Source organism: Enterobacter cloacae complex sp. CARB60, from assembly GCF_036487345.1.
GTDB classification, from domain to species: Bacteria; Pseudomonadota; Gammaproteobacteria; order Enterobacterales; family Enterobacteriaceae; genus Enterobacter; species Enterobacter asburiae_D.
Genome location: NZ_JAZKLC010000002.1, coordinates 2,868,173 through 2,881,895, shown reverse-complemented (window position 1 = coordinate 2,881,895; position 13,723 = coordinate 2,868,173). Strand labels below are relative to the sequence as shown.

Sequence of the window (13,723 nt, the reverse complement as noted above, 5' to 3'; positions counted from 1 at the left end):
ACGGCAGGGCTAAACGCCCCCGAAACGGGGGCGGAGAGGGCATTAACGCGTTGAAGGTGACAGGGTCAGCGTAGACGGAGGAGAGAAGAAAACGTCCCCAAACAGGGCGGTAGAAACTTTACGCACCCCGAGCCCGGCAAGGGTACAGACAAGCAGGCTGGCAAACGGGTAGACCAGAATTAAGCACAGCTCAGCCCAGACCGGCCAGTATGCGGCATTCATCTCGCCAATCAGGAACAGGCTAAAGGCCTCAATCAGGATGCGGTGGGTGGTATAAATCGCAATGGTGTTTGATCCAATCACGTTCAGCAGATTGTTCGGGTGAACGGCATAGCGCTGCTCGAGGCTGTAGAACAGCTTCATGATCAGCACAATCGACAGCAATGAGAGCAGCAGCGGAACGTTAGCAAACCACAGCACCACGGAGACGGCGGCGAAAGCGCCGGTTGCCAGCCAGATGCGGCGCAGGTTAACGCCTTTCATCCACGCCATCAGCTCTGCGCCATACCACGCCCCGAGGCTGTAGTAGATCATGTTGCGCACCACGCTGTTCATTCCCCACCACGGCAGCGGCAGGAAGTTAATCGCGATGCTTGCCAGCGCCAGCAGTCCCAGTACCGGCAGCTTCCAGCGGCTCAGCAGTTTACACAGCGTAAAGTAGACCACCAGAGCATACAGATACCACAGGCTGGTGCTGGCGGTGACCATCCCCAGCACAAAGCCCGAGAACGAGTCGGCGTAGGCCGCGTTCGACGAGGTGGCAAGCTCGCGCTCGGGCGCCAGCCAGGCGTTCAGGTGGGTCAACGCCTGCCATTGCAGGACGCCCCACAGCGCCAGGACCCAGACAATGCTCCAGATCCGTTTGTCGAGACTGGTCCGCCAGTCCACCTCGTCAATATAACGACGGATCAGATAGCCGGAGATAAAGAAGAAGACCGGCATACGAAACGGTGCGAGATAGAGGTTAAAATAGACCCAGCATTTGGCGAGAAGGCCGGAGAGCGGGTGTTGCAGCCCGATCAGATGCGGATAAAACGTGATAACCGAATGATAGATAACCACCAGGCAGATACACAGCCCTTTTATCTGGTTAATCCATAATGCTTTTTGCTTCATTGTTCGCCACTACCTTTTTGCCATAAACGAACGAACAATTGTTGTAAAACGTAACCAGGATGTAATGGGTAACAGTCTGTATCAGGAGGTTTTTCGGAAAAGGTGGAGGTTGCGAGGTGAGCATTCAGACAATAGCACCCTGATTTATCTGAATTTTTCGGAAAAATGATTACCAAAGCTTACGGTTTCAGTCATTTACGCTTAACGGATTCGCTTATATACTCGTGGGTCTGCTATCAGCAAACAGACGGATTTCATGTATCAACCTGTCGCACTCTTCATAGGCTTACGTTACATGCGTGGGCGCGCCGCGGACCGCTTCGGTCGCTTTGTCTCCTGGCTTTCGACTATTGGCATTACGCTTGGCGTGATGGCACTGGTGACGGTGCTTTCCGTCATGAATGGCTTCGAACGCGAGCTGCAAAACAACATCCTGGGGCTGATGCCGCAGGCCGTTCTCTCATCCTCCAACGGTTCGGTTAACCCGCAACAGCTGCCGGAAAGCGCGGCGAAGTTACAGGGCGTCACGCGCGTAGCGCCGTTGACGACCGGCGACGTGGTGCTGCAAAGCGCCCGCAGCGTGGCGGTCGGCGTGATGCTGGGTATCGACCCGGCGCAAAACGATCCGCTGACGCCGTATCTGGTTAACGTGAAGCAGACCGATCTGGAAGCCGGAAAATACAATGTGATTCTGGGTGAGCAGCTTGCCGGCCAGCTTGGCGTCAACCGTGGTGACCAGCTGCGCGTGATGGTGCCTTCTGCCAGCCAGTTTACGCCGATGGGGCGCCTGCCAAGCCAGCGCCTGTTCAACGTGATTGGTACCTTTGCCGCCAACAGCGAAGTCGATGGCTACCAGATGCTGGTGAACATTCAGGATGCTTCACGCCTGATGCGCTACCCGGCGGGGAATATCACCGGCTGGCGCCTGTGGCTCGACGCGCCGCTGAAGGTCGATACCCTCAGCCAGCAAAAACTGCCGGACGGTACCAAATGGCAGGACTGGCGCGAGCGTAAAGGCGAATTGTTCCAGGCCGTGCGGATGGAAAAAAACATGATGGGGCTGCTGCTGAGCCTGATCGTGGCCGTGGCCGCATTTAACATCATCACCTCGCTGGGCCTGATGGTGATGGAGAAGCAGGGCGAAGTCGCCATTCTGCAAACCCAGGGGCTCACGCCGCGCCAGATCATGGCGGTGTTTATGGTGCAGGGGGCCAGTGCCGGTATCATCGGCGCGCTGCTCGGCGCCGTGCTGGGGGCATTGCTTGCCAGCCAGCTTAATAACTTAATGCCGATCATCGGCGCGCTGCTTGACGGCGCGGCGCTGCCGGTGGCTATCGAGCCGCTGCAGGTGGTCGGTATTGCGCTGGCCGCGATGGCCATTGCGCTGCTTTCTACGCTTTATCCTTCCTGGCGCGCCGCCGCCACTCAACCCGCTGAGGCTTTACGTTATGAATAAGATCCTGTTGCAATGCGACAACCTGTCCAAACGCTATCAGGAAGGCACTGTGCAAACCGACGTGCTGCACAATGTGAGCTTTAGCGTGGGTGAAGGCGAGATGATGGCGATTGTCGGCAGCTCCGGCTCGGGCAAAAGTACGCTGCTGCATCTGCTGGGCGGGCTGGATACGCCAACCGAAGGCGACGTGATTTTCTCCGGCCAGCCGATGAGCAAAATGTCCTCCGCGGCGAAGGCCGAGCTGCGTAACCGCGAGCTGGGCTTTATCTACCAGTTCCACCACCTGCTGCCGGATTTCACGGCGCTGGAAAACGTGGCGATGCCGCTGCTGATTGGTAAAAAGAAACCGGCAGAAATAAACGCTCGCGCCAGCGACATGCTGAAAGCGGTAGGGCTGGGCCATCGCGGTAACCACCGTCCCTCTGAGCTTTCCGGCGGCGAGCGCCAGCGCGTGGCGATTGCCCGTGCGCTGGTTAACAACCCGCGTCTGGTGCTGGCGGATGAGCCTACCGGTAACCTGGATGCCCGCAATGCGGACAGTATTTTCCAGCTTCTGGGCGAGCTGAACGCCTCGCAGGGCACCGCGTTTTTGGTCGTGACACACGATCTGCAGCTGGCAAAACGCATGGGGCGTCAGCTTGAGATGCGCGACGGCCATCTGAATGCGGAACTGACCCTGATGGGAGCAGAGTAATGGCGTCACCGTTATCGTTACTCATCGGTTTACGTTTTAGCCGCGGCCGCCGTCGAGGCGGCATGGTGTCGCTGATCTCCGTCATCTCGACCATCGGTATTGCGCTGGGCGTGGCGGTGCTGATTGTGGGCTTGAGCGCAATGAACGGCTTTGAGCGCGAGCTGAATAACCGCATTCTGGCGGTGGTGCCGCACGGGGAGATCGAGCCGGTTAACCAGCCGTGGACGAACTGGAGCGATGCGCTCAACAAAGTTGAAAAAGTGCCGGGCATTGCCGCGGCCGCGCCCTACATCAACTTTACCGGGCTGGTGGAGAGCGGGGTAAACCTGCGCGCCATTCAGGTGAAAGGGGTCAACCCCGTCCAGGAAGCGCGTCTCAGCGCGCTGCCAAACTATGTGCAGAACGGCGCGTGGGCCAACTTTAAGGCCGGCGAGCAGCAGATCATCATGGGTAAAGGCGTTGCCGATGCCCTGAAGGTCAAGCAGGGCGACTGGGTGTCAATCATGATCCCGAACGCCAGCGCCGACCACAAGCTGCAGCAGCCTAAGCGCGTGCGCCTGCACGTCACCGGTATTCTTCAGCTGAGCGGTCAGCTCGATCACAGCTTCGCCATGGTGCCGATGGAAGATGCGCGCCAGTATCTCGATATGGGCGACAGCGTGACGGGTATTGCCATTAAGGTGAACGACGTCTTTAACGCCAACAAGCTGGTACGCGACGCGGGCAGCGTGACCAATAACTATGTCTACATCAAAAGCTGGATCGGCACTTACGGGTATATGTACCGTGATATCCAGATGATCCGCGCCATTATGTATCTGGCGATGGTGCTGGTGATTGGTGTGGCGTGCTTTAATATCGTCTCGACGCTGGTGATGGCGGTCAAGGACAAGAGCGGCGACATAGCCGTGCTGCGTACGCTGGGGGCGAAAGACGGTCTTATTCGCGCCATCTTCGTCTGGTACGGTTTGCTGGCCGGGCTGTTTGGCAGCCTTTGCGGCGTGGTGATTGGCGTGGTGGTTTCCCTGCAGCTGACCCCAATTATCAACGGGATCGAAAAGCTTATCGGCCACCAGTTCCTGTCCGGTGATATCTATTTTATTGACTTCCTGCCGTCTGAACTGCACTGGCTGGATGTTTTTTATGTGCTGGTTACAGCACTTTTACTGAGTCTGCTGGCAAGCTGGTATCCGGCGCGTCGCGCAAGCCGAATCGATCCGGCGAGGGTATTAAGTGGCCAGTAATTACGTCATGATCTAGCGGCTTTCGGGCCGCCAGGTCGAAAGAGGAATGCATTATGTATTATGGATTTGATATTGGCGGCACCAAGATTGCGCTCGGCGTGTTTGATAAAGACCTCAAACTGCAGTGGGAAACCCGCGTTCCCACGCCGCGCGAAAGCTACGACGAATTTTTAACCGCGATTGTCGCGCTGGTGGCGCAGGCCGATGAACGCTTTGGCGTGAAAGGCAGCGTCGGCATCGGCATCCCCGGGATGCCCGAAACCGACGACGGCACGCTGTATGCCGCCAACGTGCCTGCCGCCAGCGGTAAACCGCTGCGCGCCGATCTCTCTGCCCTCCTTGAACGCGACGTGCGTTTAGACAACGATGCCAACTGCTTTGCGCTCTCCGAAGCCTGGGATGATGAATTCCGCCACTATCCGCTGGTGATGGGGCTGATCCTCGGTACCGGCGTCGGCGGGGGGATTGTGATTAACGGTAAGCCGATTACCGGGCGCAGCTACATTACCGGTGAGTTTGGCCATATCCGCTTGCCGGTGGATGCCCTGGAAGTGGTGGGGCGCGATTTTCCGCTGACCCGCTGCGGCTGCGGCCAGCACGGCTGTATTGAGAACTATCTCTCCGGCCGCGGGTTTGCATGGCTTTACGAACACTTCTATCATCAGAAACTTGAGGCCCCTCAAATCATTACCCTGTGGGAGCAAGGGGATGCGCAGGCGCGTGAGCACGTCGAGCGCTATCTGGATCTGCTGGCGGTGTGTCTGGGAAATATTCTCACCATCGTCGACCCGGATCTGCTGGTGATCGGGGGAGGGCTTTCAAACTTTACCGCGATTACGGAACGGTTGTCCGGGCGTTTGCCCCGACATTTATTGCCGGTTGCCCGCGTGCCGCGTATTGAACGCGCGCGACACGGGGACGCAGGAGGCATGCGCGGAGCCGCATTCCTTCATCTCACCGATTAGTTTACGAGGTTTCTATGCTGTCGCGTCGCCAGGGTCGACTCAGCCGTTTTCGCAAAAACAAACGCCGCTTGCGTGAGCGCTTGCGCCAGCGGATCTTTTTCAGAGACAGAATGATGCCAGAAGCGATGGATAAACCCAGAGTGGTGGTGCTGACCGGGGCGGGCATCTCCGCCGAGTCAGGAATTCGAACCTTCCGCGCGGCGGACGGGCTGTGGGAGGAGCACCGCGTAGAGGATGTGGCCACGCCGGAAGGCTTTGCCCGCGATCCGGATCTCGTGCAGGCGTTTTACAACGCCCGCCGTCGTCAGCTTCAGCAGCCTGAAGTTGCGCCGAATGCGGCGCATCTGGCGCTGGCGAAGCTGGAAGAGGAGCTCGGCGATCGTTTTCTGCTGGTGACGCAGAATATCGACAACCTGCACGAGCGGGCCGGTAATAAGAACATCATTCACATGCACGGCGAGCTGCTCAAGGTTCGCTGCGCCTGGAGCGGTCAGGTGCTGGACTGGAAAGAGGACGTGCTGCCAGAGGATAAGTGTCACTGCTGCCAGTTCCCGTCGCGCCTGCGGCCGCACGTGGTCTGGTTCGGCGAAATGCCGCTGGGAATGGATGAGATCTACAGCGCGCTGGCGATGGCCGACGTGTTTATTGCCATCGGCACATCCGGACATGTTTACCCGGCTGCGGGGTTTGTCCACGAAGCGCGCCTGCACGGTGCGCATACGGTTGAACTCAATCTTGAGCCAAGCCAGGTGGGCAGCGAGTTTGAAGAGAAACACTACGGTCTGGCAAGTACGGTCGTCCCGGAGTTTGTCGACAAGCTGCTGAAAGGGCTGTAACGGTAAGAGCGTAAACGGGCACCCGCCCAGCGGGTGCCCGTTTAGTTATGAATGGAAGAACGCCAGCGTCTTCTCGAGCGATTTAGCCTGCTCATCCAGCGAGAGTGCTGCCGCAGAGATCTGCTGAACCAGAGAGGCGTTCTGCTGGGTTGTACTGTCCATTTGGTTAACGGCGGTGCTCACCTGGCTAATCCCCCGATTTTGCTCGTCCAGCGCCTGAACGATATCGTTGATGACCAGATGCACATGCGACACCGCTTCAATCACCTGTTTCATCATCACCCCGGTTTCATTGACCAGCTCAACGCCTTTGCTTACGCGGCCTGAGGACTCGGCAATCAGCTGAGAGATCTCTTTTGCCGCGTTAGCGCTTCGCTGGGCAAGATTGCGGACTTCCCCTGCGACGACCGCGAAGCCGCGCCCCTGATCGCCAGCCCGTGCCGCTTCAACGGCAGCATTCAGCGCCAGGATATTGGTCTGGAAGGCGATACCGTCGACAATGCTGTTAATCTCACCGATCTTACGCGCGCTCTCATCAATCTCCCCAATCACCACGACCACGTCGTTCACCAGCGTTTCGCCATGCCCGGCGAGGCTTGCGGCGCGATCGGTCAGCGTGGTCGCCTTATGGGCGTTGTCGGCGTTATTTTTCACCGTCACCGAAATCTCTTCCATGCTGGCTGCCGTTTCAACAATTGCAGCCGCCTGTTCTTCGGTTCGCGAGGCGAGGTCAAGGTTGCCCGCCGAAATTTCGCTGGTGCCGCCGTGCACGGAATGGCTGGCTTCGCTGATATTGTCGACGATGCGCTTGAGCTGCATCTGCATGGTGTGCAGGGCATAAAAAATGCTGTGGGTATCCCCGTAACGAACCGGGATGGTGTTGTTCAGATCCCCCCGGGCAACGGCCAGGGCGATCCCGGCGGCTTCCGAAGGCTCACCCCCTACCGGACGGTCAACTTTGCGGGTAAAGATCTGCGCCATCACCAGGCTAACCGCCACGATGCTTAACACCATCAGGACGATGGCTTTCAGTAAAAATGCGCGCGCTTCGGCCATCACTTCGCTGACCGGGGTGATAATGGCGAGTTTCCACGGCGTCTGGCTATTACCGACGGCGATGTCCTGCCAGGTGATAAACACGTCCTCCTTCAGCAGCGGATCGTTTACCCGGGTGACGTCATGACCGGTAATCTGACCGGCGTAAGGCTTGCCTGCCGCGCGCTTGTCCGGGCTGGACACCACGTTATTACCCGCGGAGAGGAGCAGGGCGTAGCCAGTGCCGTTCCACGGTTTAATCGCGCCGATCGTCGATTGCAGCGTGGCGAGGGAGAAGTCAGAAGTGACCGAGCCCAGAAACTGACCGTCGCGCATGATGGGGGCGGCAATCGAGGTGAGCATCACGTCCACGCCGTTGTAGGGATAAATATAGGGCTCGATGATCACATCTTTATGCCGTTGTTTCGGCAGCAGATAATAATCACCGCTGCCGGGGGTTTCGATGTCCGTCAGCAGGTGTAATGCCGGTTTGCCGGTGGCGTCCCGGTCAACGTAGCGGGCGTAACGTCCGGCAGGATCTTCACCGCTCTGACCGGCCCAGGCGGCATCTTTATCGTCGAACGCGTTGGGCTCAAAGGCCATCGACATAGAGAGAAACTGTGGATGAGCCGACAGGTAGTGGATGAGCAGCTGGTTCAGACTCTGGCGATCGGTTACCCCCGCCTCGCGCAGCGCCAGGGCGCTGTTGCCCATGTCCCGGGCGGCAGTCAGTGCAGAATCCAGCTGTTTGCTCACCTGCAACGATTGCACCTCGGCAATCTGGCGGATATGTTTTTTGGCCAGAACCTCCTGCTGTGCCATCCACTGCCACATCATAAACCCGATCGTTGCCGTAAAGCCCACCGTCACGGTGAGGAAAATGGACAATAGCATCAACGTCTTGACTCTTATTTTTTGTCTTCGGACCATGGCGTCTTTCATTCTCTTCTCCCGTAATATTGTGCATGTCGGGCAGGCACATATTCCTTATCGGATATTTTTTCCTCTTTCTGTAGATCGCCAGGTATATTTAATTTAAATCCTGAACATATAAATCCCGTTAATTAGTGTGGATGCTTTTATTTTGTGCATTCAATCAAAATAGTGCTCGATAATGCTCGTTATCGTCGTGTAGAAAGAGGATGCTAATAAATAATAAAGTTGTAGAGGAGGATGGGATATGTACGGATTTATTGCGCGACAACCCATTTTTAACCCTGAAATGAATACGGTGGCCTATGAGCTGCTCTTCAGAGATGGGATGACAAACCGTTTTCCGGACGTGTCGGCTGAATATGCCACCTCCAGAATGATATCAGATCAGTTTTTATGCGTGCCGTCCCAGCGCATCGCCGGGGCGCATACGTCGTTTATTAATTTCCCGTCACGAATGGTCATTGACCGCAGTGGAGAAGCGCTGGATAAAGAGAGCGTGGTCATTGAGATCCTTGAAGATGCTGTGCCGGGGGCTGAACTGCTGCAGGCCGTCAGGGAGATGAATGCGCACGGCTATCAGTTTGCGCTTGATGATTTCACCCTTGCACCAGAATGGGATGATTTTTTACCCTATATTTCGATACTGAAATTCGACGTCAGAAATTACACCTTAGCGCAAATTAGAGAGTATCTCGCATCGCGTAAGAAACAGACCGCGCATATAAAATATCTCGCTGAAAAAATTGAGACTAAAGAGGAATTCAACCAATACAGAGAAGAGGGGTTCTCGCTGTTTCAGGGCTATTTTTTCTGCCGTCCCGAGGTGATTAAATATAAACGTCTATCGCAAAATCAGCTGGCGATTTTTCGGCTGCAAATGGAGGTCGGACGCAATAAGCCTGATTTTCGGATCGTTGAGTCGTTGATTAAAACCGATCTCACGCTGTCCTGGAAAATCATGCGCTACATGAAACACACCGCATTTAAGCATATCGGTGCCTGTAATTTCAGTAAGTTAACCCTGAGTGAAGTGCTCAGATATCTCGGTGAAAACCAGCTCCGACGGTTTGTTGCCGTGGTGGTCCTCGCCAGTGCGGGCAATGACACCGTCAGCGAGCTTTACCCGCTGAGTATGATGCGCGGTAAGTTCTGTGAGCTGATAGCTGAGACGATGAAAGAACCGGCGCTGGCTGAAAATGCCTTCATGTGCGGCCTGTTTTCCCTGCTTGATACCCTCCTTGAGCTGCCGATGGCCGAGTTGATGAAGCAAATTGCGGTGCCGCAGAGCGTGAGCAATGCGCTGTGCCACCAGGAGGGACGGTTAGCCGATATGGTGAGCCTTTGCCGTTACTATGAACAGCAGCAGTGGGACGAGGCGACCCGGGTTCGTGAGGCGCTGGGTCTGTCGGATGAGGATGTGGTTGAGGCGATGCGAAAGGCGACGATCTGGGCAGGAGAGAATACGGTCAGTTAATCCTTCCTCACGCCGTACAGACGGCGTGAGGAGGAACGCGATACCGGTTAGCGGCCCGCTTTTAATTTCTGGTAATACTCTTCATAGAGGCGGCTGGCGTCACCGACATCGTTCTGCCATTCACCTTTGCTGATGGTTTCGGCATCCGGGTAGAGCGATTTATCGTTAGCCACTTCAGGCTTCAGCAGCTTGCGTGCGGCGAGGTTTGGCGTCGGGTAGCCAATCGTCTCGGCAACCTGTTTCGCCACGTCCGGGCGCAGCAGGAAGTTAATCAGCTTAAGCGCCCCGTCAACGTTTTTCGCATTGGCCGGAATCGACAGACTATCCATCCAGAAGATCCCACCTTCTTTCGGCCAGACCACCTCAAGCGGCGTACCGGCCTGGCGGGCCACATACGCGGAGCCGTTCCACACCATCCCCAGATTCACTTCGCCTTCCATATACGGGTTAGCCGGGTTATCAGAGTTGAACGCCGCCACGTTAGGCATCAGCTTTTTCAGCTCGTTATACGCCGCTTCAATCTCTTTCGGATCCGTCGTATTGCCCGAGTAGCCCAGCTTGCGCAGCGCCACCTGGAACACTTCACGCGCGTCGTCGGTTAACAGCAGGCTCCCTTTGTATTCCGGTTTCCACAGATCGGCCCAGCTCGTCACCGTTTTCGGATCGACGGCCTCGCTGTTCACGCCAATCGCGGTCGCACCCCAGATATACGGAACGGAGTAGTCGTTATTCGGGTCGAACGGCTTGTTGAGCATCTCTGGATCGAGATTGCTGAAGTTGCTCAGCTTCGTTTTATCGATCTTCTGGATCATGCCCTCTTTGCGCATTTTGTCGACAAAGTAGGTGGAAGGAACGACCAGATCGTACGCGCCGTCTTTGTACGTTTTCAGCTTGGCGTACATGGTTTCATTCGACTCGTAGGTCGAGTAGATCACCTTGATGCCCGTCTCCTTCGTGAACTGTTCCAGCAGGCCCGGCGGCACGTATTCGGTCCAGTTGTAGAAGTAGAGCGTTTTGCTGTCATCAGCGTGCGCGGCACCCATGCCAAGCACCAGCGCCGCAGCGGCGAGCATTTTTTTCATTTCATTGTCCCCTGAGATTTTGTTTTATCACGAGCAATAACCTGGCTGGCGATCACCAGAACCAGCGACAATACCAGCAGAATGGTCGCCAGCGCGTTAACCTCTGGTGAGACGCCGACTTTCACCATTGAATAGATCTTCAACGGCAGAATTTCATAGCTCGGCCCGGTGACGAAGGAGGATACGACAACGTCATCCATCGACAGGGTGAAGCTAAGCAGCCATCCGGCCGCCACGGCAGGCATCGCCAGCGGCAGGATGATTTTACGCAGGATGGTCATCTCGCTGGCACCCAGATCTTTCGCCGCCTCCAGCATGCGCACGTCGAACCCTTTCAGGCGCGCGAAGACGGTCACCACCACAAACGGCAGGCAGAAGGTGATATGGGAAAACAGCAGCGACCAGAAGCCAAGCTGTACGCCCAGCAGCATAAACAGCACCAGCAGCGAAATGGCCATCACGATGTCCGGTGACATCATCACCACAAACAGCATGCCGCTGACGAACGGTTTGCCGCGAAAGCGATAGCGGTACAGCGCCACGGCGGTGAGCGAGCCAATCAGCGTCGCGAAGGTGGCGGAGAAGATCGCCATCGTCAGCGAGTGCTGAGCGGCCTGCAGCAGGCTGTCATTGTTCATCAGCAGGCTGTACCAGCTGGTCGTAAACCCTTGCCAGTTAATCCCGAACCGCGAGCTGTTAAACGAGTTCACGATCAAAATAACGATCGGGATATAGAGCCAGGCATAAATGGCGGTCATAAAACCGCCGCGAAGCAGTCGACCGATCATTCGAGTTCCACCTTTTTATTCAGCAGGCGTGAGGCGCGCCAGTAGACCAGCAGCATCAGGCCCATTACCACCGTCAGCGTAATGCTGGTGGCGGACCCGAACGGCCAGTCTCGGATGTTCAGGAACTGGCTCTTGATTACGTTACCGATCAGCAGGTTTTTCGCGCCGCCCATCAGATCCGACACGTAGAACAAGCCCATCGCCGGGAGCATCACCAGAAGACAGCCCGCGATAATGCCGGGCATCGTCAGCGGAATAATGATGCGAAGAAAGGTTTGCAGCCTGTTGGCACCCAGATCTTTTGCCGCTTCCAGCAGCGGTTTATCCAGCTTCTCAATGCTGGAGTAGAGCGGCATCACCATAAAGGGCAGCAGGATGTAGACCAGGCCCACAATCACCGCGCTCGGGGTAAACATGATGCGGATCGGTGTATCAATCACCCCCAGCCACAGCAGAAACTCATTGAGATAGCCCTTTGTGCTGAGGAAGATCTTCAGGCCATAAATACGAATGAGCGAGTTCGTCCAGAACGGAACGATCAGTAAAAACAGCAGCAGGGGCCGCACCTTTTGCGGCAGGCCCGCGAGGAACCATGCGAAGGGATATCCCAGCACCAGACAGGCAAGGGTGGCAATCAGCGCCATATTGAGCGAGTGCAGCAGCACGTCAAAATAGAGCGGATCGAGCAGGCGCGCGTAGTTGTCCAGCGTAAAGACCAGCGAAACGAAGCTAGCGTCGTCGCGGGTCAGAAAGCTGGTGGCAACGATCATCAGGTTGGGCAAAAAGACAAACAGCACAAGCCAACCGACGATCGTGGCGATCACCACATTCTGGAATTTACTTGTGTTCTTCATCAGCCAGCACAACCTCCCAGCTTTCTACCCAGTTGATAACCATTTTCTGATCGAGAGAGTGGTCGAAGTCAGGGTCGTCTTCGTTAAAGAATTCGCTGACCATCACCATTTTGCCGTTCTCCAGCTCGACGACAGACTCCAGCGTCATCCCTTTGTAGTTGCGCTCGCGGATATAGCCGATTAGCCCTTCGGCCTCGGTATTGCCGTGAATTTCATCGACGCGCAGATCTTCCGGACGCAGCAGAACGTTGAGCTTTTGTCCCTTTTCGACGGGGAAGTTCACCGTGATATTGCACTCGCGTCCTTCGACGCTGGCGCGCACGCGCTGGTCGTCCAGACGCTCAATCACCGTGGCGTCGAAGATATTGATCTCGCCAATGAAGCTGGCAACAAACAGATTCTTCGGCTCTTCGTAGATCTCGCGCGGCGTGCCGTCCTGCTCTATTTTGCCGTCGCGCATCACCACGATGCGGTCGGAAATGGTCAGGGCCTCTTCCTGATCGTGGGTGACGAAGACAAAGGTAATGCCGAGCTTGCGCTGCAGGGCTTTGAGCTCGTTCTGCATCTGCTTGCGCAGCTTGTAATCCAGCGCCGAGAGGGATTCATCCAGCAGGAGCAGGCGAGGCTTGTTGACGACGGCGCGGGCGATGGCCACGCGCTGCTGCTGGCCGCCGGAAAGCTGATGGGGTTTACGCTGGGCAAACGTCTCAAGCTGCACCATGCGCAGGGCATCGGTGACGCGAGGTTCGATCTCGCTCGCCGGGGTTTTTTGCATCCGCAGGCCAAACGCCACGTTTTCAAACACGGTCATGTGCGGGAACAGGGCATAGCTCTGAAAGACGGTATTGACGTGGCGATCTTCGGCGGGAAGCCGGGTGATGTCCTGGTTTTCAAGATGGATATGGCCGTTATCGACGCTTTCCAGCCCGGCGATAAGGCGCAGTACGGTTGTTTTGCCGCAGCCAGAGGGGCCAAGCAGCGTCAGAAACTCACCGTCATTGATGGTGAGCGTGAGGTCGGAAATAACGTCTTTGCCATCAAAACTTTTACGAATTCGTTCCAGTTGCACCAGCGGTGAACGTGAACGGGATTGTGTATTCAATTTTTGCGCTGTCCCATATAGACGCCTCAGGCAGCAGACTGAAGCGGGGTTTGTGTGTAACCACCTTGGTGACTCGTAATGAGGGCGGACATTCTACGGCAATACCCTCCAATCGCCAATCCTTGTCACTGATTCATAAGC

12 protein-coding genes are annotated in these 13,723 nt (G+C 56.3%); 6 read left to right on the top strand and 6 right to left on the bottom strand.

Annotated elements, in window-relative coordinates:
* Positions 1-42: 42 nt before the first annotated feature.
* Complete coding sequence (locus V4835_RS14800; RefSeq protein WP_331412619.1) at positions 43-1,116, bottom strand: acyltransferase family protein; 1,074 nt, start codon at positions 1,114-1,116, stop codon at positions 43-45.
* Between the two features lie 256 nt (positions 1,117-1,372).
* On the opposite strand from V4835_RS14800, the gene lolC reads away from it, so the two are divergent.
* The 5 genes from lolC to cobB are packed head-to-tail and all read left to right on the top strand — an operon-like array spanning position 1,373 to position 6,311.
* Positions 1,373-2,572, top strand: coding sequence for a lipoprotein-releasing ABC transporter permease subunit LolC (gene lolC, locus V4835_RS14795; protein WP_032668182.1), 1,200 nt, complete (start codon positions 1,373-1,375; stop codon positions 2,570-2,572).
* On the top strand, positions 2,565-3,266 hold the full coding sequence (gene lolD, locus V4835_RS14790) for a lipoprotein-releasing ABC transporter ATP-binding protein LolD (protein ID WP_010429765.1): 702 nt from the start codon (positions 2,565-2,567) through the stop codon (positions 3,264-3,266). Before lolC ends, lolD begins: the two co-directional genes overlap by 8 nt.
* Complete coding sequence (gene lolE / locus V4835_RS14785) at positions 3,266-4,510, top strand: lipoprotein-releasing ABC transporter permease subunit LolE (RefSeq protein ID WP_063144613.1); 1,245 nt, start codon at positions 3,266-3,268, stop codon at positions 4,508-4,510. The genes lolD and lolE overlap by 1 nt, the downstream gene beginning before the upstream one ends.
* A gap of 53 nt (positions 4,511-4,563) precedes the next feature.
* Positions 4,564-5,475, top strand: a complete 912-nt coding sequence (gene nagK, locus V4835_RS14780) for an N-acetylglucosamine kinase (RefSeq protein ID WP_331412616.1) — start codon at positions 4,564-4,566, stop codon at positions 5,473-5,475.
* Positions 5,476-5,489: 14 nt separating this feature from the next.
* Entirely contained in the window at positions 5,490-6,311 is an 822-nt protein-coding gene (gene cobB / locus V4835_RS14775) for a Sir2 family NAD+-dependent deacetylase (protein WP_121425907.1), read from the top strand.
* Positions 6,312-6,356: 45 nt separating this feature from the next.
* Here the strand turns inward: cobB and V4835_RS14770 are convergent, their stop codons facing one another.
* Positions 6,357-8,288: a methyl-accepting chemotaxis protein gene (locus tag V4835_RS14770; RefSeq protein WP_331412613.1), complete on the bottom strand. Its 1,932-nt coding sequence runs from the start codon at positions 8,286-8,288 to the stop codon at positions 6,357-6,359.
* Between the two features lie 238 nt (positions 8,289-8,526).
* Here V4835_RS14770 and V4835_RS14765 point away from each other — a divergent pair, with 238 nt between their 5' ends.
* The gene (locus tag V4835_RS14765; RefSeq protein ID WP_331412612.1) at positions 8,527-9,756 is read left to right on the top strand and encodes an EAL and HDOD domain-containing protein; all 1,230 of its coding nucleotides are present in this window, start codon (positions 8,527-8,529) and stop codon (positions 9,754-9,756) included.
* A gap of 47 nt (positions 9,757-9,803) precedes the next feature.
* Here the strand turns inward: V4835_RS14765 and potD are convergent, their stop codons facing one another.
* Genes potD through potA form a run of 4 tightly spaced genes read right to left on the bottom strand, consistent with a single transcriptional unit; the run spans position 9,804 to position 13,612 of the window.
* Positions 9,804-10,838, bottom strand: coding sequence for a spermidine/putrescine ABC transporter substrate-binding protein PotD (gene potD / locus V4835_RS14760; RefSeq protein WP_063144608.1), 1,035 nt, complete (start codon positions 10,836-10,838; stop codon positions 9,804-9,806).
* On the bottom strand, positions 10,835-11,626 hold the full coding sequence (gene potC, locus V4835_RS14755) for a spermidine/putrescine ABC transporter permease PotC (RefSeq protein ID WP_048979233.1): 792 nt from the start codon (positions 11,624-11,626) through the stop codon (positions 10,835-10,837). Before potC ends, potD begins: the two co-directional genes overlap by 4 nt.
* Positions 11,623-12,480, bottom strand: a complete 858-nt coding sequence (gene potB, locus V4835_RS14750; RefSeq protein ID WP_331412610.1) for a spermidine/putrescine ABC transporter permease PotB — start codon at positions 12,478-12,480, stop codon at positions 11,623-11,625. The genes potC and potB overlap by 4 nt, the downstream gene beginning before the upstream one ends.
* Positions 12,464-13,612, bottom strand: a complete 1,149-nt coding sequence (gene potA, locus V4835_RS14745; RefSeq protein ID WP_331414135.1) for a spermidine/putrescine ABC transporter ATP-binding protein PotA — start codon at positions 13,610-13,612, stop codon at positions 12,464-12,466. The genes potB and potA overlap by 17 nt, the downstream gene beginning before the upstream one ends.
* Positions 13,613-13,723: the final 111 nt, after the last annotated feature.

Coding starts and splice junctions, on each gene's coding strand:
- V4835_RS14800 (WP_331412619.1), bottom strand. CDS start 1,116: ATGAAGCAAAAAGCATTATGGATTAACCAGATAAAAGGGCTGTGTATC.
- lolC (WP_032668182.1), top strand. CDS start 1,373: ATGTATCAACCTGTCGCACTCTTCATAGGCTTACGTTACATGCGTGGG.
- lolD (WP_010429765.1), top strand. CDS start 2,565: ATGAATAAGATCCTGTTGCAATGCGACAACCTGTCCAAACGCTATCAG.
- lolE (WP_063144613.1), top strand. CDS start 3,266: ATGGCGTCACCGTTATCGTTACTCATCGGTTTACGTTTTAGCCGCGGC.
- nagK (WP_331412616.1), top strand. CDS start 4,564: ATGTATTATGGATTTGATATTGGCGGCACCAAGATTGCGCTCGGCGTG.
- cobB (WP_121425907.1), top strand. CDS start 5,490: ATGCTGTCGCGTCGCCAGGGTCGACTCAGCCGTTTTCGCAAAAACAAA.
- V4835_RS14770 (WP_331412613.1), bottom strand. CDS start 8,288: ATGAAAGACGCCATGGTCCGAAGACAAAAAATAAGAGTCAAGACGTTG.
- V4835_RS14765 (WP_331412612.1), top strand. CDS start 8,527: ATGTACGGATTTATTGCGCGACAACCCATTTTTAACCCTGAAATGAAT.
- potD (WP_063144608.1), bottom strand. CDS start 10,838: ATGAAAAAAATGCTCGCCGCTGCGGCGCTGGTGCTTGGCATGGGTGCC.
- potC (WP_048979233.1), bottom strand. CDS start 11,626: ATGATCGGTCGACTGCTTCGCGGCGGTTTTATGACCGCCATTTATGCC.
- potB (WP_331412610.1), bottom strand. CDS start 12,480: ATGAAGAACACAAGTAAATTCCAGAATGTGGTGATCGCCACGATCGTC.